Genomic DNA, 17,794 nt, shown 5'->3' on the forward strand with positions numbered 1-17,794 from the left:
CGTTGCCCCCTGGTTCGGAGTGATGGGACGAGAGCGGGCACGGCGGGTGCCGCACCCAGGCTGCTTCTTGGGGTCATCGGTGTCATCGGCGGCCCTTGGGATCGAGTGCGTCCCTGAGCCCGTCGCCCAAGAGGTTGAAGGCCAGCACGGACAGGAAGATCGCCACGCCCGGTACGACCATGAACATCGGATCGACCTGGTAGTAGTCGATCGCGCTGCTCAGCATGCCGCCCCAGGAGGCCTGCGGCGGCTGGATGCCCACGCCGAGGAAGCTGAGCGCCGCCTCGAAGAGGATGTTGGTCGGGATCAGCAGGGTGGAGTAGACGAGGATCGGCCCCACCAGGTTCGGCAGCAGCTCCCGGAAGAGGATGAAGGGGCCGCGTGCGCCCAGGCTCCTGGCCGCTTCGACGAACTCGCGTTCGCGCAGGCTGAGTGTCTGTCCGCGGACGATGCGGCCGATGTACGGCCAACTGAAGAAGCCGATGACGAAGATCAGCACGCCGATGTGGAGCTGCAGGCCCTTGAGCCCGAAGGCGCCGCCCTGCAGCGCGGCGGAGATGGAGATGGCGAAGAGCAGCACCGGGAAGGCCAGGAACGTGTCCATGGTCCGGCTGATGATCGTGTCCGCCCACTTGCCGTAGTAGCCGGCGATGACGCCGAGGACGGTGCCGATCACGACGGCGACCATGGTGGCGCCGAAGGCGACGAGCAGCGAGACCCAGGAGCCTTCGAGGATCCGGGTGGCGATGTCGCGGCCGAGCCGCGGCTCCACGCCCAGCGGGTGGTCCCAACTGATGCCGCCGAAGGAGCCGTACGGCGTGGCCAGGGAGGGGTCGACGAGGTCCTGGTTGAGCTTGTTGGGGTCGAGCCCGAAGATCGACTGGATCGGCCGGGAGAGCGCGGCGATCAGGATGAGGAACACCACGACGACGCCGCCGGCCATGGCGACGCGGTCGCGCTTGAGCCGCATCCAGGCGATGCGCCCGAGCGAACGGCCCTCGATCCGGCTCTTGTCCACGCCCTCGACGAGAGCTTCCGGCGTCGCCTCGGCAGCGCCGGTGGTCTCGATAGGTGCCGTCATGTTGTGGGGACCCCTCTCGAGCGGCGGCGTCCCGCCGTCGTCTGCCGCGGTAGCGGCTCATTCGCTTCGCTGGTGCAAGTCATGCAGTGGTGCCGTGATCCCTGGTGCCGTACGCGCCTGATGCCCGTAGCGTTTGGTCGTGAAGGTCTGCCGTCGCACAGGGGAACGACAGCTTCCTGCGGGGGGAGTCTTCAATGCGCCTGCGATCACTCGCCAGACCCCAAGGGGAATGGATGCGCAAACGTGATGTGATGCAGTGGATAACCGTTATCCGGACATCCGACCGCCGCTGAGCGGATCTTCGTCGGTCCGATATCAGGACACGTACGGATATAACGGGGCCGGGTCTCAGAACTGCGGAGCGGGCCCCGGCTGCCAGCCGGACTGCTGGGCGCCCCCCGCGGAGTGCGGCGGCGGATAGCCGTAACCGGCGGGCGGTGCGGCCGGGCCGCCGCCGTAGGCGCCGCGGTCGAAGAAGGGCCGGGAGTTGGCCCGCATCCACATCGCCACCGGGTCGTGGTCGTCGGCCAGCGCGACCGTGGAGACCGCCAGGCCCGGGGGCACCGCGGCCACGGACTCCTGCATCATCGCCTGCGCCGCGGCGACGGACTGCGGGCCCGTGTCGTACAGGTCGATGCCGATGGCCAGGTACGGCTCGCCGAGCGCCGGCTGCACCCAGGCGCGGCAGAGCGTGCGCACGGCGGGCGTGCGGTGGGCGGTCTGGCCCAGCAGCGCGTAGAACTGCGCGACGTCCACGACCGGCTCGGAGATCCGCAGCGGCCCCGCGGGCAGCCGCTCCAGGCCGGTGGCCACCCGGCGCAGGTCGAGCCAGGGGACGCCGACGCCGCCGCCGGCGGCGTGCGGGTCGAGCCACAGGCCCCAGCGGTCGGGGTAGAGCGCGGCGGCGATCTCGGCGCCGGCGACGGGCTCGTGGGCGCCGGCCCAGCCGCTGGCGGCCAGCTCGCCCTCGGAGCTGAAGCAGGGCGCGTAGGCGTGGCCCTCCACCTGCATGCTGCCGTACTGCGCGTCGGGCGAGTCGGGGCGGCCCTGCCAGAGCAGCATCCACACCTGCCCGGCGGCCAGCGCGGCGAGCAGCGTCTCGTACGCCTCGTACCCGCCGGGAGCCACCTGGCGGACCAACCGGTCCACGCCCGCTCCCGGCGCACTCCCGCGCGCGCCCCCGTTCACCCTGGGCCCCAACCCTTCGTCTCGGCCGCCGCCGCTCCCGGGCACGCGTGTACGCCCGGAAAGGTCATCAAACCAGCTTAGAGCCTCACCGCGTCAGGCGACCCTGATGTAGAACGGCTCGACCTTGGCCCGCATCCAGGTGATCACCGGGTCCACCGCGGCGTCGAGGAAGACCAGTTGCACCTTCCACCGCACGGGCTGTGCGCCCAGCGCCCGGCCCAGCGCCTCCACCGCCGCCTGGCGGCTCTCGTCGTACGTGTCCAGCAGCTCGACGCCGATGTAGAGCTGCTCGGGACCGCCCTCCACGCTCGCCAGCCCCCGGCGCGCGCTGCGCACCACCCCGATCCGCTCGAACTCCTCCCGGGCGACGGCCAGGAAGTCCACCGGGTCGTCCTGCCAGTCCGGCGTGAACAGCCGCACCCGGCCGCCGCGCGCCTCCCCCGGCAGCCGCGACGACGCGCGGTCCCGGCACAGCTCCGCCACCGCCGCCGGCGGCAGCGGCACGCCGACCGTGCCGCCGGGGTTGACCGCGATGCCGACCTGGGGCGGCAGTCCGCGGGCGAACTCGCGGGCCGGCGCGACGGTGAACGAGAGGTGGGAGCCGGCCACCCGCAGGAACTCCTCCTGCGAGGAGAACACGGGCACGTACGGCGCGCCGCCGATCTCCGTCGTCGGGAGGCCGAGCGAGCCGCTGTCGGGACCGCCGCCCTCGGGCAGCGGCACCCACAGGCTGCTGCGGCCCAGCACCTCCAGCAGCCGCGGCGCGGCCTGCGGGTTGCCGAGGGAGGCGGCGAGCACCTCCTCCAGCTCGTTGCCGGGGAAACCGCCCGTGGCGGGGGGCTGCGGGGAGCGGTAGTCGAAGCTCATCGGGACCAGCCAACTCTCGGGGGATGAACGTCGGCACCCTAACGGCTGCGAGCGCTCGCGGGCGAAGGTCCCGCCTGCACACGGTGGAGCCCTCTCACCCACCGAACCGCGCGACAGGGAGCCCGTTTTCCATGCGTAAGAACCGAATGGCCGGCCTCGCCGCCACCGTCGTCACCGCCGTCGCCGGCGGCGCCCTCCTGCTCGGGGCCGCCGGGCCCGTCGCCGTCGCCGCGGGCGCCGCCGGGGCCGGGCACCAGGACGGCCGGCGGGCCGCCGCTGCCCCGGCTGCCCTTACCCCGGGCGGCACCGCCCCGGGCGGCACCGCCCCGGCCGCCGCCGACGTGGACCCCGCGACGCTGCATCTGCTGGCCCGGCTCGGGCAGCTCACCGCCTGCACGGCGCGGACGGTCGAGCTGGTCCAGCAGGCCGTCGCCGACGGCGGCCGGCTGGACCCGCGCACGCTGCCCGCCTTCCGCTCGCACCTGGACGCCGTGGCCGCGGCGGCGACGGCCAAGGGCACGGTCAAGTCGATGAAGGCACAGGAGACGACCGCGCTGGCGCAGGCCGTCGCCGCGCTGCGCGAGGAGCTGGACGGGCTCGTACGGGCCGGGCGTGCGGGCGACGGGGCGGCGGTCGACGAGCGGGCCTCGGTGACCGTGGGGGCGCTGGTGCGGGTCCTCGCGGCGACGGCCGGCAGCGGGCTGGTGCCGGCGGGGCAGGTTCCGCAGGTGCCGGCGGCGAACGCGAAGGTGCCGCCGAGCCTGCCGGGGGAGGCGGGCGCGTAGCGGGCGCGGGCTCGGGTTCGGCTCGCCGCGGCAGGGTCCCGGCGCGCGGCCGGCGCGGGCTCAGCCGAAGCTGATCGAGCGCGGCGCCCCCGGCTCCCTGTCGTCCAGCACCAGCACCGAGTCGCACTCCTGGGCCGCCGGTCCCGCGGCGCGCGCCCAGTCCAGCAGCCTGCGGTGCGCCCACCGGTGCCGGGCGAAGGCGTACCGGGACACCGCGCGCCCCCGCCGCTCCTGCCGCTCCCGGGCCACGTCGGCGGGCACGTCCAGCACCACGACGTGCACCCCGCGCCCGTACCGCCGCGCCTGCCTGGTCAGCCACCAGCGCACCCACGGCAGCGTGCCGCAGTCGTGCACGACGAGGCTGCCGCCGGCGCGGACCGCCAGGCGCAGTCGCGCGTAGTGGTCGATGCGTACCAGAGGCCTGTACACCGCGTACGGCAGCCGCGCGCCCAGCTTGCGCGCCCAGCGCTCCCGCACGTACTGCGAGTCGATCAGCAGCACCGCCGCCGGCGGCCGCGTACGCCGCATGAGCGTGCTCTTGCCGCTGCCCGGCAGCCCGGAGACCACGACGATGTCCCCCGCGGGATAGCGAAGCCGCTCCCGCGAGGCCGCCTGCTCCACCGTCACGCCGCCTCCCACGCCCCGCACCGCCGCCGCCTGCCCTCCACAAGCGTCGCAACAGCGGCGGGGCTGGACAAGGACGCAACGGGCCGTGGCGGAAGACGGTCTCCCGGTTTTCTCCGCCCTGTCCGCGAGCGCGGGCCGCGTGCAATGATGGGGCCCGCCAACTGCATACCGGCCGTTCGAATCCGCGCGGGAGAGTCCCGGTGCCTCGCCGCACCGGGCGCCGAAGGAGCAAGTCCTCCCTTGAATCTCTCAGGCCCCGTCACCGCGCGGGCTAGGCAGATCTGAAAAGAGGGCCGCGCTTGGGAGCACAGCCGTGCGCCGGCGCCGGTCCCACCCAAGGTGCAAGCCACGCTCCCGCGGGATCGTGGCGAACCTCTCAGGTTCCGATGACAGATGGGGAGGACACGACCACCCCCTGTCCGGGAGCCTGACGATGACCCCTGAGAGCCCTGCACCGCGCCGTACCGCGCTCGACGCCACGCACCGCGCCCTCGGCGCCACCATGACCGACTTCGCCGGCTGGGACATGCCGCTGCGCTACGGCAGCGAGCGCGAGGAGCACGTCGCGGTGCGCACCCGCGCCGGCCTCTTCGACCTCTCCCACATGGGCGAGATCGCCGTCACCGGGCCGGGGTCCGCCGCCCTGCTGGACTACGCGCTGGTGGGCCGGCTGTCGGCCGTGCGCCCCGGCCGCGCCCGGTACACGATGATCTGCCGCGAGGACGGCGGCATCCTCGACGACCTGATCGTCTACCGGCTCGCCGAGGACGAGTTCATGATCGTCGCCAACGCCGCCAACGCCCGGGTCGTCCTGGCCGCCCTCGCCGAGCGGGCCGCCGGCTTCCCGGGCGCTCAGGTGCGCGACGACGGCGAGTCCTACGCCCTGATCGCCGTGCAGGGCCCGAAGTCGCCGGCCGTCCTGGGCCGGGTCACCGACGCGGACCTGGCGGGCCTGAAGTACTACGCGGGCCTGCCCGGCACCGTCGCCGGCGCCGGCGCGCTCATCGCCCGCACCGGCTACACCGGCGAGGACGGCTTCGAGCTGTTCGTCCGCCCCGCGGACGCGGTCGCCGTGTGGGAGGCGCTGACCGCCGCCGGGCGGGACGACGGCCTGGTGCCCTGCGGGCTCTCCTGCCGCGACACCCTGCGCCTGGAGGCCGGGATGCCGCTGTACGGGCACGAGCTGACCACCGCGCTCACGCCCTTCGACGCCGGTCTCGGCCGCGTCGTCAAGCTCGACAAGCCCGGGGACTTCGTGGGCCGCAAGGCGCTCGAGCAGGCCGCCGAGCGCGCCGCGGCCGAGCCGCCGCGGGTGCTGGTCGGCCTCGTCGCCGAGGGCCGGCGGGTGCCGCGCGCGGGGTACGCGGTGGTGGCCGGCGGCCGGCGGATCGGCGAGGTCACCTCCGGCGCCCCCTCCCCCACCCTGGGCAAGCCGATCGCCATGGCGTACGTGGACGCCGCGCACGCCGAGCCGGGGCCCTCGGCGGCCACCGGCGTGGGCGTCGACATCCGCGGCAGCCACGAGCCGTACGAGGTCGTCGCCCTGCCGTTCTACACCCGCCCCTGACCGCTCCCGCGGCGGCTCCCGACCGCGTGCGCCGCCGCGCCCCTTCCTCCTCCTCACGCCACTCCCGTCCCGATCCTGGAGAATCGCCTCATGACCAACCCTGAGCACCTGCGCTACAGCAAGGAACACGAGTGGGTCGCGACCGGCGACGACGGCGTCGCCACCGTCGGCATCACCGCCCACGCCGCGAACGCGCTCGGAGACGTCGTCTTCGTCCAGTTGCCGGACGTCGGCGACGCGGTCACCGCGGGCGAGTCCTGCGGCGAGCTGGAGTCGACGAAGTCGGTCTCCGACCTCTACGCGCCGGTGACCGGGGAGGTCACCGAGACCAACCAGGACGTCGTGGACGACCCGGCGCTGGTGAACTCCGGCCCGTTCGAAGACGGCTGGCTGTTCAGGGTGCGCGTCGCCGGCGAGTCCGCCGACCTGATGTCCGCCGCCGAGTACACCGCGTTCACCGCGGGCTGAGCTCCGCCGCCGCAGCCCCGCCCGCCCGCGTCCGTCTCTTTCCCCGGAAGGTTCCATGTCCCTTCTGAACGGTTCCCTCCACGAGGTCGACCCCGAGGTCGCCGCCGCCGTGGACGCCGAACTCACGCGCCAGCAGTCCACCCTCGAAATGATCGCCTCGGAGAACTTCGCCCCGGTCGCCGTGCTGGAGGCGCAGGGCTCGGTCCTCACCAACAAGTACGCCGAGGGCTACCCCGGCCGCCGCTACTACGGCGGCTGCGAGCACGTCGACGTCACCGAGGAGCTGGCCCGCGAGCGCGTCAAGGCGCTCTTCGGCGCCGAGGCGGCGAACGTCCAGCCGCACTCGGGCGCGTCGGCGAACGCGGCGGCGATGGTCGCGGTGCTCCAGCCCGGCGACACCATCCTGGGTCTGGACCTGGCCCACGGCGGGCACCTGACCCACGGCATGAAGATCAACTTCTCCGGCAGGCTGTACGACGTCGCCGCCTACCACGTCGACGCCGGGACCGGCCTGGTCGACATGGCCGAGGTCGAGCGGCTGGCCAAGGAGCGGCGGCCGAAGCTGATCATCGCCGGCTGGTCGGCGTACCCGCGGCAGCTCGACTTCGCCGGCTTCCGCCGGATCGCCGACGAGGTCGACGCGCTGCTGATGGTCGACATGGCGCACTTCGCCGGGCTGGTGGCCACGGGCCTGCACCCCAACCCCGTGCCGTACGCGGACATCGTCACCACGACGACGCACAAGACGCTCGGCGGCCCGCGCGGCGGGGTCATCCTCTCCCGCCAGGCCCTGGCCAAGAAGATCAACTCCGCGGTCTTCCCCGGCCAGCAGGGCGGGCCGCTGGAGCACGTGATCGCGGCCAAGGCGGTGTCGTTCAGGATCGCCGCGTCGGAGGAGTTCCGGGAGCGGCAGCGGCGCACGCTGGACGGCGCCCGGATCCTGGCGGAGCGGCTGCTGCGGGACGACGCGCGCGCGGCCGGCGTCTCGGTGCTCTCCGGCGGCACGGACGTCCACCTGGTCCTGGTCGACCTGCGCGACTCCGAGCTGGACGGCCAGCAGGCCGAGGACCGGCTCCACGAGATCGGCATCACCGTCAACCGCAACGCGGTCCCGAACGACCCCCGCCCGCCCATGGTCACCTCCGGCCTGCGCATCGGCTCGCCGGCGCTGGCCACCCGCGGCTTCGGCGCCGCGGACTTCGAGGAGGTGGCCGACGTCATCGCCGAGGCCCTGAAGCCGGGCTTCGACCACGAGAAGACCGCCGCCCTCGCCGCCCGGGTCACCGCCCTGGCGCAGAAGCACCCGCTGTACCCCGGCCTGTAGCCCGTACGGCCCGGCGGCCCGGCGCCCGGACGGGGCGGGCCGCCGGGCCCCGGGAAACGTACGCGCAGGCACCCCGCGCGTACGCGCCCCACGAAAGGACAAGGGAGTCCCGCGTGGCCATCTCCGTCTTCGACCTCTTCTCGATCGGCATCGGCCCGTCGAGCTCGCACACGGTCGGCCCGATGCGGGCGGCCCGGCTGTTCGCGCGCCGGCTCAAGAACGAGGGCCTGCTGGCCCACACCGCCGCCGTACGGGCCGAGCTCTTCGGCTCCCTCGGCGCCACCGGCCACGGCCACGGCACCCCGAAGGCCGTACTCCTCGGCCTGGAGGGCCACTCGCCGCGCACCGTCGACGTCGAGTGGGCCGAGGAGGAGGCGGAGCGTATCCGCACCACGGGGCGGCTCCACCTGCTGGGCGCCGAGATAGGGCACGACCACGAGATCGCCTTCGACACCTCCGCGGATCTCGTCCTGCACCGCCGCCGCTCGCTGCCGTACCACGCGAACGGCATGACGCTGGCCGCGTACGACGCGGACGGCGGGACGCTGCTGGAGAAGACCTACTACTCCGTGGGCGGCGGCTTCGTCGTCGACGAGACGGCGGTCGGCGAGGACCGGATCAAGCTCGACGACACCGTGCTGAAGCACCCGTTCCGTACGGCGGACGAGATGCTGCGCCGCACCCGCGAGACGGGCCTGTCGCTGTCGTCGCTGATGCTGGAGAACGAGCGCGCCTGGCGCACGGAGGCCGAGATCCGCGCCGGACTGGTGGAGATCTGGCGGGTCATGCGCGAGTGCGTCGCCCGCGGCACCGCCCGCGAGGGCCTCCTCCCCGGCGGCCTGAAGGTCCGCCGCCGCGCCGCCGGCGAGGCCCGCAAGCTCCGCGCGGCGGGCGACCCGGCGGCGCACGCGATGGAGTGGGTCACGCTGTACGCGATGGCGGTCAACGAGGAGAACGCCGCCGGCGGCCGCGTCGTCACCGCACCCACCAACGGCGCGGCGGGCATCATCCCCGCGGTCCTGCACTACGCGGCGGACTTCGTCCCCGGCAGGGACGGCCGCGCCGGGGAGGAGGACACGGTGGTCCGCTTCCTCCTCGCGGCGGGCGCGATCGGCATGCTCTTCAAGGAGAACGCCTCCATCTCCGGTGCGGAGGTCGGCTGCCAGGGCGAGGTCGGCTCCGCCTGCTCCATGGCCGCCGGCGGCCTGGCCGAGATCCTCGGCGGCACGCCGGAACAGGTGGAGAACGCCGCGGAGATCGGCATCGAACACAACCTGGGCCTGACCTGCGACCCGATCGGGGGTCTGGTGCAGATCCCGTGCATCGAACGCAACGGCATGGCGGCGGTCAAGGCGATCACGGCGGCCCGCATGGCGCTGCGCGGCGACGGGCAGCACTTCGTCTCGCTGGACAAGGCGATCAAGACGATGAAGGAGACGGGCGCGGACATGAAGGTCAAGTACAAGGAAACCGCCCGCGGCGGCCTCGCGGTCAACGTCGTGGAGTGCTGAGGAAACCGGGCCTGACCAGCCGTTTCGCGTCTTTCACAGAAGTCCCCCGAAGACCGGGGCCTGACCTGCGCGGATGGTGGACGCCAAGCGACACAGCACAGGCCGTTCAATCCCAGCGTGCGCCTGCGTGATCCCTTCACGTCTGGCCGCAGGAAACACTTCTGGCATCACCCGCACATGATGACCATCCACTACGCGCTGGCACAAAGCTGACGCTGGCTATAGGCTGTCTCATGCAGGTTTTCCGCATGAGACAACATCTAACGTGACCAGGAAGCACGTGAGTGAGGAGGACGACCATGCTCCTCCGCTTCAGGATGGCCAATCACAGGTCGATCCGCGACGAGCACGAGCTGTCGATGATCGGTACGGAGTTCAACGAGGGCACAGCTCGTCACACCTCCCTGACCAGCAGGGGCCGCACCATCACGGCGCTGCCGGTGCTGGGCGTCTTCGGAGCGAACGCCTCTGGCAAGTCGAACTTGATCAGCGCCTTCCGCGCCATGCGCCAGGCGGCACTCAACTCATTCGCAGACTGGGCAAAACAGCCCGGCGCGGTCCCCAGGCAGCCGTTCAGACTGCAGCCCGCGTCCCAGGACGAGACGACCCTGTTCGAGGTGGACCTACTCCTGGGCCGCGATCAGATCCGCTACACCTACGGCTTCGAGTTGTCCGACGAGCGCGTCGAAGCCGAGTGGTTGCATGCCTATCCGCAAGGCAAGCGCAACATCTGGTTCGACCGGGAGGCCCACAGAGCGGAAGAAGGCGGAGAGGAGTTCGTCTTCAGAGGAACAGGGTTCAAGGGCCGCCGGGACGATCTCGTAGCCCTGACCCGTCCCAACGCGCTCTTCCTCTCTGTCGGGGCTACCCTGAACGACCCCCAGTTGTCAGCTGTGCACCGCTGGTTCGTGGACAACCTCTGGCTTATCACCCCGGATGCCGACATCTCCGCACGGTCCACCTACACCCAGAACCTACTGACACAGGCCCGGAATCCGAAGCACTACCACGACCGGATCGTCCGCATGCTCTCCGTCGCAGATCTCGGCCTCACCGGCATCGAGATCGACAAAGACCATGACGGAGTCAGGTTCCTTCACCGCGCCCAGGATGGCGGCGAGATCGCCATGGACTTCCTCACGGAGGAATCACTGGGCACTCATGCTTGGTTCGCCTTCCTCGGACCTTTGCTCCGCGTGTTGGACACAGGGGCCACCTTGCTGGTCGACGAGCTGGACTCCAGCCTCCACCCCACGCTGGCTGCAGAGGTCGTTCGTCTCTTCCAGAGTCCCGAGTCCAATCCGCGCGGCGCGCAGCTCATCTTCACCACCCACGACGCTACGCTCCTGGGCAGCGCCGTCCTGGATCGCCCCCTTGACCGGGACCAGGTTTGGCTGACGACCAAGAAGCGTTCGGGCGAGACAGAGCTGTATGCCCTGACTGATGCCAAGCCACGCAAGGACGAGAACCTGGAGCGTGGCTACCTGCGGGGCCGTTACGGTGGGATCCCCCGGGTCACCGCAGGGGAGATCATGCGTGAGATGTCCCGGCAGGAGAAAGCAACAGCGTGAGCGCGCGGGGTGGACAACGGCGCAAGGGGGCGGCAAAGCGGCGCGGAACCATGGAGAGCAAGCGCCCGCTCGGGCCGCGGTCAGAAGGCAGAGACCGCCGGGAACGCGTGGTCTTCGTCGCCTGCGAGGGCGAGAGCACTGAGCCCGATTACCTGGACTACCTGAACAAAGAGTTCGGCGAGGGCGACACCACCAGAGTCCCCTTCCGGATCCACCCAATCGCAGAGTCGAACGGCATGCTGCCGACCGAGACGGTGGCCGCGATCCAGGGTCGCAGAGAGGACCCGGACGAGGGCTGGGTGCTGTTCGACAGGGACGGCACGGATCGCGACAACGACATCCAGCAGGCGATGAAGGAAGCGGCCGCGGCCGGCATCGAGGTCGCTTTCTCGCACCCTTCGTTCGACCTATGGCTGCTCCTTCATTTCCAAGCCTTCTCAGGGACACAAAGCGGCAGCAGCAAGGTAGTCGTCGAGAAGCTGCGGAGCGCTAAGGGCGCGGAAGCATTTCGGAACTACGACAAGCGCAACGACAAGAGCGTGAAGGGCGATCGACGCGCAGCGCTAGAGGGCAAGGAGAAGACCGCTGCTGCGAATGCCAAGGCTCTCGTCAACAGCTGCGAGTACGGGACCTGTCAGTTCAAGCACGCACGTTCACGGCCGAGGGACCGCGCACACGCCGCCCAGTCCACCGCCCAGTGGACCGCACGCTCAGGGCACGCACCGGGCTGTCCCGTTCTCAAGCGGGACCCGTCCACCGACGTCTGGCGGCTTCTTGCCTGCCTGGGCATCGTGCCGCACGCCAACTGAACCTTGACGCAAGCGGCACCGCCCCCGAAGGCGCGTGAAACACACCACTTGGGGGTGTTTTTCCCTGGTTGTTGACGATCCGATCCGAAGCACCATCAACCCTTGAACCGCACCGGAGCACTACTGAGCTTCTGAAGATACGGTGCAGTACAGCGTGCAGTCCCTGACATGATATGTCGCGGAGTCATCTGCGCAGCCTCTCATGAGTACCCGGCGTGGTCTCAACCGATCCGGCACCGCACGTCGTCGATCAATTCTGTCCGTACGCGCCTCAGAGCCGGTCGAATGCCCACGATGTCCTCTACAGCCAGAAGAGCAACGGAGGGCACACATGGAAGGCGATGGCTGTCGGCGACGGGTGAAATGTGGACCGGTAGCGACGCTTGAAAGTTGACCCCCTCCAGGGGCCTGGCTCGTTGAGCCAGGCCGGGAGGATGGGTGATCAGCGTGGAGGACTGGGCGGAGATCCGCCGACTGCACCGGGCCGAGCAGATGCCGGTGCGAGCGATCGCGAGGAAGCTGGGCATCTCGAGGAACACCGTCCGCAGAGCGATCGCGGACGATGCCCCGCCGAAGTACCAGCGGGCGCCGAAGGGCTCGATCGTCGACGCGGTTGAGCCGCAGATCCGCCAGCTGCTGGAGCAGTGGCCGGAGATGCCCGCGACGGTGATCGCGGAACGGATCGGGTGGGAACGCGGGCTGACAGTGCTCCAAGAGCGGGTGCGGGAACTGCGGCCGGCGTATCGTCCGGCCGATCCGGCCTCGCGGACGGTCTATGAGCCGGGCGAGCTGGCCCAGTGCGACTTGTGGTTCGCGCCGGCGGATGTCCCGCTGGGCTTCGGGCAGGTCGGGCGGCCGCCGGTGCTGGTGATGGTGGCCGGCTACTCGCGGTGGATGACCGCCAGGATGCTGCCGTCGCGCTCGGCGGCCGACCTGATCGCCGGGCACTGGCGGCTGCTGACCGAGCTCGGCGCGGTGCCGCGGGTGCTGGTCTGGGACAACGAGGGAGCGGTCGGCTCCTGGCGATCCGGTGGGCCGCGGCTGACGGATGAGTTTGCCGCGTTCGCCGGGCTGCTGGGGGTGAAATTCCTGCTCTGCAGGCCGCGGGACCCGGAGGCGAAAGGGCTGGTGGAGCGGGCCAACGGCTATCTGGAGACCTCCTTCCTGCCTGGCCGGGTCTTCGCCTCGCCGGCGGACTTCAACATCCAGCTCGCTGACTGGCTGGCCAAGGCCAACAGGCGTGTTCACCGAACCTTGCAGGCTCGGCCCTCTGACCGGGTCGAAGCGGACCGGTCACGGATGCTGTCGCTGCCGCCGATCGCCCCACCGGGCTGGTGGAAGGCATCGCTGCGGCTGCCGCGGGATCACTACGTCCGCCTCGATACCAACGACTACTCGGTGCACCCGGTGGCCGTCGGCCGCCGCATCGAGGTCACCGCCGATCTGGAGCAGGTCTTGGTGGCCTGCGACGGGGTCGAGGTCGCCCGCTATGCCCGCAGCTGGGCCAGACACCAGACCATCACCGACCCCGACCATGCCGCGGCCGCCGCCGCGGCCCGCGCCACCGCACGAGTGAGCAAGCAGACTCCGGCGGAGCTTACCGAGGTCGAGCAGCGGCCGCTGGAGTCTTACGACCGCATCTTCGGCGTCATCGACGGCGGACTTGCCACCGGCGAAGGAGCGGCCTGATGAGCACCGCGAAGACCACCAAGACCACGAAGAGCAGCCGTGACGTCTCCTCCGAGATCGCCTACCTGACCCGGGCATTGAAGGCGCCCGCCCTGCGCGATGTCGTCAGCCGACTCGCCGAACGTGTCCGGACCGAGGACTGGAGCCACGAGGAGCATCTCGCCGCCTGCCTGCAGCGGGAGGTCGCCGCCCGCGACTCCCACGGCGCTGAGGGCCGCATCCGCACCGCCCGCTTCCCCTCCCGCAAGAGCCGTTCCGAGGGCCTGAAAGCCGTTGGACACGCATCGAGTGGCACGGCGTGCCACCCCCCGCGACCCCGCGTGCACTGAGCCCAAAACGACGGTGCCATGCTGGAAATGCAGTTCACACAACTCCGCCGCCCCTGCTCGCCGTAGGAAGCAATCGCAGGAGCGGCGGATAGTCCTCGACCAGCTCTCACCGGGAGGTACGTGTGCCCAGTATGCACCCCACCGCTTCAGCGGACGAACGCCCGCCCCGCACGCCCAAGGTAATCGCGGCGGCGCTGGCCACCGGCTACGTGGCCGGCTACACCGCTGCCTTCGAGAGCGGCACCACCGCGACCGCGACCGCGGCCACGCAGGCCGCGGTCGGGGCGCTCGCCTGGCTCGTCTGGACCAAGCGCTACTGACACGTTCACCAACTCTGTGACCCCGCCGACCGGTTCGGCGGCGGGGTCACGGCTGAGCGAGGCGTCGGCCGGTGGTTTCAGCACCGAGGCCAGCGCTTTACGCCGCCTATGTAACTCTCCAGCGTTCCGCGTTCCAACGGGCTTCCACGACCTCACGGCATGAGTCAGCAGTCACAATCTCTGCACCGCGCTTCCGCGCGTCGTGCGGTGATGCGTTCGAGCGCCCGGGATACGCCACGGAGCGAACCGTAGGAGGCGTGCACAGCGGCGAGCGGGAATCGACAATCCTCCCACCAGACGATCTACACCACAGACAGCCGCCCCCGACCAGCGTGAGTACACGATAGAACGATCACGTTACTACGCTGACCAGCAACTTCAAGTTGGCGTGGTCTCAGTGATGACGACCTGGAGCAAATCGTCAAAGACGCGTACAGGCCCAGCAGCGGTAGGACTCGTTACGGACGCCGCTGAGCACACCTGCGTGGTCAACGTCGTGGAGTGCTGAAGAGCGCCGCCCCACGCTGCGGTTGTCCGTGATGGCAGGCGACTTGGAGCCGAGTCTCGTGCACGACCATTGCCCTTCGGGTCGCCGCAAGCGCATCATGCGCGTGAAATCGATTTCTTGGGCCGGATGGCCGGACCGTCGGCTCGTCGTGGCGGGCGAGGGACCAGGCAATCCACGAGGCAAAGGACTCGCACGTGCATATCAGGCACCTCACATGGTCCACGTCACTGCGGACAGGCGTGCTCGCGGTGGCCCTGGCCGCCTCGCTCACCGCTCCGGCCGCCTCACAGCCGGCGCCCGGCGGCACCCCCGCGGGCCCGCCTTCGCCCGCCGAGCGGGTCGCCAAGCTGACCGGCCCCGACGCGATCAACGACACCATCGGCCGCTGGGAGGTCAAGGCCACCGACCTGGGCATCATGTGGGACAACGGCCGCGGCCAGGTGCTCACCGCCTTCGGCGACACCCACGGGCTGGGCTGGACGGGCCCCGGCGGCGGCGTGGGCGACCCGGCCACCCTCGACTGGCGCTGCAACACGCTGGCCCGCAGCAGCGACCGCGACCTCGGCGACGGGATGACGTACACCAGCATGGCCGAGGACCGGCCCGGCCACGCCGGCGAGCTCCTCGACTGCCGGAAGTCCGGCAACGACGACAACGGCGAGGTCACCGTCATCCCGACCGCGGCGATCTCCGTGGGCGGGCGGCAGTACATCCACTACATGTCCGTGAACCACTGGGGTGAGCCCGGGCACTGGGAGACCAATTACGCCGGCATCGCCTACTCCGACGACAACGGCGAGACCTGGACGAAGGACCGCCGCGCCCGCTGGCAGAACACCCCAGCGTGGGACAACAAGTTCCAGATGGCCGCCATGGTGCGCGAGGACGGACACGTCTACCTCTACGGCACGCCGAACGGCCGCTACGGGGACGTGCACCTCGCCCGCGTGCCCGAGCACCGGGTGCTGGAGCCGAAGGCGTACCGGTACTGGAACGGGCGTCACTGGGGCCGGGACCAGGCGGCCGCGGCGCCGGTGGCCGCCGACCCCGCCGGTGAACTGTCCGTTCAGTACAGCCGCTACCTCGGCAAGTGGGTGATGATGTACCTCAACGAGACCCGCAGGGCCATCGTCATGCGCACCGCGCCGGAGCAGACCGGACCGTGGGCGCCGGAGCAGATCGTGGCCCACGCCGATCAGTACCCCGGGCTCTACGGCTCGTACATCCACCCGCGGTCCGCCGACTCCGGGAGTCCCTATCTGTACTTCACGATGTCGCAGTGGGATCCGTACAACGTGTACCTGATGCGGACCAGACTTTCCTCCGGCGACAAGCGCTGACACGAAGCCCCGGACCGACCGGCTCCGCTACGCCGCCGGGAGTAGCGGCGGTGTCGCCCGCCGGCGGACGCGCCGCGCACCCGGTGCGCTCGATGCTGTCGGCATGTCCGTTCGCACCCGAACCACCGTGCTCTGTCTGGCCGTTCTGTCCGTCCTCTCCCTCGTGGTCGCGCCCGTGCCGGCGGCCCCCGCCGCCGGCGCGGCGGGCGCGGACCCCACCCGTGTCCGGGTGGACGCCGGCCGGCTGCGCGGCGAGGTCGCCGGCGACGTCGTCCGGTTCGAGGGAGTGCCGTACGCCGAGCCCGGTCGGCACGCTGCGCTGGCGCGCCCCTCGTCCGCCGCAGCCGTGGCCGGGCGTGCGCGACGCGACCGCCCCCGGTCAGGCGTGTGCCCAGTCCTACGGGGGTCCCGGGGCGCCGGTCAGCGGCGGCGAGGACTGCCTGTACGCCAACGTCACCCGGCCGCTGCGGCCGAGCAGGAGCGGGCCGCTGCCCGTGATCGTCTGGATCCACGGCGGCGGCATGACGACCGGCGCGGGCTCCGACTACGACGCGACCCGCATGGTCACCGCGGGTGACGTGATCGTGGTCAGCGTCAACTACCGCCTCGGCGCACTGGGGTTCCTCTCCCAGCCGGCGCTGGACACCGAGGGCGCCGTCTCCGGCAACTACGGCCTGATGGACCAGACCCGGGCGCTGACGTGGGTGCGGCGCAACGCCGCGGCGTTCGGCGGCGATCCCGCGCGCGTCACGCTGGCCGGACAGTCGGCCGGTGCCCGCAGCGTCTGCGCCCACCTGGCCTCCCCGGCCTCCCGTGGCCTGTTCCAGCGCGCTGTCGTGCAGAGCGGCGCGTGCGCCAACCCGGTCATGACCAAGGCGGCCGCCGACGCGAAGGGCGCACGGGCGACCCGTGAGGTGGGTTGTGCCGACGCCGCGGACGCCGCGGCCTGCCTGCGCCGGGCCCCGGTTGCCGACCTGCTCGGCACCCTGGAGGGCGTCGGTGCACCGGTCACCGGAACACTCGCCGACGACGCCTGGGGGCCGGTCGCCGGCACGCCCTCCCTGCCGCGGCAGCCGGGCACGGCCCTGCGGCGCGGCTCGGCCGCCGGGATCCCGCTGCTGATCGGGAGCACCCGCGACGAGATGCGCTCCTTCGTGCCGTACGAGTACGACCTGTCCGGCAACCGGCTCACCGCCGAACGGTACGCCGGCGTCGTGGCCGAGACCTTCGGCGCCGACGGCGCGGCCGTGCTGGAGCGCTACCCTGCCGACGGCCATCCCAGCCCCGTCCTGACGCTGGCGAGCGTGCTCACCGACTGGGGCGGCCGGATCGGCGCCTGCCCGACGCTGGCCACCGCCGCGGTTGCGGCCCGGTACGCCCCGGTCTACGCGTACGAGCTGACCGAGGACAGCGGCGAGGTGATCGACGGGTTCCCCTTCGGCGCCCACCACGGCTCCGACGTGCCCTACCTGTTCGACGTGCCCTGGGCGGAGCCCGGTCCGGAGAGGCTGAGCGCCGCGATGGTCGGCTACTGGACCGCCTTCGCCCGCCACGGCGACCCGAACCGCCCCGGCCTGCCCGAGTGGCGCCCGGCGGGTGCCGGCGGGGAGCCCTCCGTGCTCGGGCTGTCCGGCACCGACATCGCCCCCACGCCCTTCGCGGCCGACCACGGGTGCGGCTTCTGGGCCCGCCGCTGACCCCGCGGACGCACGCCGCGGCCGGCGAGGAGTACGTCGAGGCGCCGCGCCGGCCGCCCCCGCACGTGGCGGCGGGGGCGGCCGGTCACGGCGACCGGGCGCCGGCTCGCGCC

16 protein-coding genes and 1 riboswitch are annotated in these 17,794 nt (G+C 71.5%); of the genes, 12 read left to right on the forward strand and 4 right to left on the reverse strand.

Annotation, left to right across the window (positions count from 1 at the left end):
* Positions 1–82 precede the first annotated feature (82 nt).
* The 3 genes from O7599_RS10280 to O7599_RS10290 all read right to left on the reverse strand — a co-directional run bounded on the left by O7599_RS10280 (position 83) and on the right by O7599_RS10290 (position 3,136).
* Positions 83–1,081, reverse strand: a complete 999-nt coding sequence (locus O7599_RS10280) for an ABC transporter permease (protein ID WP_281621823.1) — start codon at positions 1,079–1,081, stop codon at positions 83–85.
* Positions 1,082–1,429: 348 nt separating this feature from the next.
* Positions 1,430–2,230 carry an enhanced serine sensitivity protein SseB C-terminal domain-containing protein gene (locus O7599_RS10285; protein ID WP_281621824.1) on the reverse strand — a complete coding sequence of 267 codons (801 nt, stop codon included), beginning with the start codon at positions 2,228–2,230 and terminating at the stop codon, positions 1,430–1,432.
* Between the two features lie 132 nt (positions 2,231–2,362).
* Entirely contained in the window at positions 2,363–3,136 is a 774-nt protein-coding gene (locus tag O7599_RS10290; protein WP_281621825.1) for an enhanced serine sensitivity protein SseB, read from the reverse strand.
* A 131-nt stretch (positions 3,137–3,267) separates the two neighbouring features.
* On the opposite strand from O7599_RS10290, the gene O7599_RS10295 reads away from it, so the two are divergent.
* Positions 3,268–3,921, forward strand: a complete 654-nt coding sequence (locus tag O7599_RS10295; RefSeq protein ID WP_281621826.1) for a hypothetical protein — start codon at positions 3,268–3,270, stop codon at positions 3,919–3,921.
* A 60-nt stretch (positions 3,922–3,981) separates the two neighbouring features.
* Here O7599_RS10295 and O7599_RS10300 read toward each other — a convergent pair whose 3' ends face one another.
* Positions 3,982–4,548, reverse strand: a complete 567-nt coding sequence (locus tag O7599_RS10300; RefSeq protein ID WP_281621827.1) for an AAA family ATPase — start codon at positions 4,546–4,548, stop codon at positions 3,982–3,984.
* Positions 4,549–4,725: 177 nt separating this feature from the next.
* Positions 4,726–4,823: riboswitch (glycine riboswitch) on the forward strand.
* A gap of 158 nt (positions 4,824–4,981) precedes the next feature.
* Here O7599_RS10300 and gcvT point away from each other — a divergent pair.
* The 11 genes from gcvT to O7599_RS10355 all read left to right on the forward strand — a co-directional run bounded on the left by gcvT (position 4,982) and on the right by O7599_RS10355 (position 17,681).
* Positions 4,982–6,115 carry a glycine cleavage system aminomethyltransferase GcvT gene (gene gcvT / locus O7599_RS10305; protein WP_281621828.1) on the forward strand — a complete coding sequence of 378 codons (1,134 nt, stop codon included), beginning with the start codon at positions 4,982–4,984 and terminating at the stop codon, positions 6,113–6,115.
* A 90-nt stretch (positions 6,116–6,205) separates the two neighbouring features.
* Positions 6,206–6,583 (forward strand): glycine cleavage system protein GcvH, encoded by a 378-nt coding sequence (gene gcvH, locus O7599_RS10310; RefSeq protein ID WP_281621829.1) that lies wholly within the window; start codon positions 6,206–6,208, stop codon positions 6,581–6,583.
* Positions 6,584–6,638: 55 nt separating this feature from the next.
* Complete coding sequence (glyA, locus tag O7599_RS10315) at positions 6,639–7,907, forward strand: serine hydroxymethyltransferase (protein WP_281621830.1); 1,269 nt, start codon at positions 6,639–6,641, stop codon at positions 7,905–7,907.
* Positions 7,908–8,020: 113 nt separating this feature from the next.
* A complete protein-coding gene (locus O7599_RS10320) occupies positions 8,021–9,418 on the forward strand; it encodes an L-serine ammonia-lyase (RefSeq protein WP_281621831.1) in 1,398 nt (465 codons plus the stop codon).
* Between the two features lie 299 nt (positions 9,419–9,717).
* Positions 9,718–10,989 (forward strand): ATP-binding protein, encoded by a 1,272-nt coding sequence (locus O7599_RS10325; protein WP_281621832.1) that lies wholly within the window; start codon positions 9,718–9,720, stop codon positions 10,987–10,989.
* Positions 10,990–11,096: 107 nt separating this feature from the next.
* Positions 11,097–11,798: an RloB family protein gene (locus O7599_RS10330; protein ID WP_281621833.1), complete on the forward strand. Its 702-nt coding sequence runs from the start codon at positions 11,097–11,099 to the stop codon at positions 11,796–11,798.
* 438 nt (positions 11,799–12,236) lie between these two features.
* Positions 12,237–13,487, forward strand: a complete 1,251-nt coding sequence (istA, locus tag O7599_RS10335) for an IS21 family transposase (RefSeq protein ID WP_281621834.1) — start codon at positions 12,237–12,239, stop codon at positions 13,485–13,487.
* Positions 13,487–13,816, forward strand: coding sequence for a hypothetical protein (locus O7599_RS10340; protein ID WP_281621835.1), 330 nt, complete (start codon positions 13,487–13,489; stop codon positions 13,814–13,816). The genes istA and O7599_RS10340 overlap by 1 nt, the downstream gene beginning before the upstream one ends.
* 122 nt (positions 13,817–13,938) lie before the next feature.
* The gene (locus O7599_RS10345) at positions 13,939–14,136 is read left to right on the forward strand and encodes a hypothetical protein (protein ID WP_281621836.1); all 198 of its coding nucleotides are present in this window, start codon (positions 13,939–13,941) and stop codon (positions 14,134–14,136) included.
* Between the two features lie 702 nt (positions 14,137–14,838).
* Positions 14,839–15,984 (forward strand): DUF4185 domain-containing protein, encoded by a 1,146-nt coding sequence (locus tag O7599_RS10350; protein WP_281621837.1) that lies wholly within the window; start codon positions 14,839–14,841, stop codon positions 15,982–15,984.
* A 356-nt stretch (positions 15,985–16,340) separates the two neighbouring features.
* The gene (locus O7599_RS10355) at positions 16,341–17,681 is read left to right on the forward strand and encodes a carboxylesterase family protein (RefSeq protein WP_281621838.1); all 1,341 of its coding nucleotides are present in this window, start codon (positions 16,341–16,343) and stop codon (positions 17,679–17,681) included.
* The last annotated feature ends 113 nt before the right edge of the window (positions 17,682–17,794 follow it).

The organism is Streptomyces sp. WMMC500 (assembly GCF_027497195.1).
Classification (GTDB): Bacteria; Actinomycetota; Actinomycetes; order Streptomycetales; family Streptomycetaceae; genus Streptomyces.

Excerpts from the sequence above, each read along its gene's own strand:
- O7599_RS10280 (WP_281621823.1), bottom strand. The coding sequence starts at position 1,081 with ATGACGGCACCTATCGAGACCACCGGCGCTGCCGAGGCGACGCCGGAA.
- O7599_RS10290 (WP_281621825.1), bottom strand. The coding sequence starts at position 3,136 with ATGAGCTTCGACTACCGCTCCCCGCAGCCCCCCGCCACGGGCGGTTTC.
- O7599_RS10295 (WP_281621826.1), top strand. The coding sequence starts at position 3,268 with ATGCGTAAGAACCGAATGGCCGGCCTCGCCGCCACCGTCGTCACCGCC.
- gcvT (WP_281621828.1), top strand. The coding sequence starts at position 4,982 with ATGACCCCTGAGAGCCCTGCACCGCGCCGTACCGCGCTCGACGCCACG.
- gcvH (WP_281621829.1), top strand. The coding sequence starts at position 6,206 with ATGACCAACCCTGAGCACCTGCGCTACAGCAAGGAACACGAGTGGGTC.
- glyA (WP_281621830.1), top strand. The coding sequence starts at position 6,639 with ATGTCCCTTCTGAACGGTTCCCTCCACGAGGTCGACCCCGAGGTCGCC.
- O7599_RS10325 (WP_281621832.1), top strand. The coding sequence starts at position 9,718 with ATGCTCCTCCGCTTCAGGATGGCCAATCACAGGTCGATCCGCGACGAG.
- O7599_RS10340 (WP_281621835.1), top strand. The coding sequence starts at position 13,487 with ATGAGCACCGCGAAGACCACCAAGACCACGAAGAGCAGCCGTGACGTC.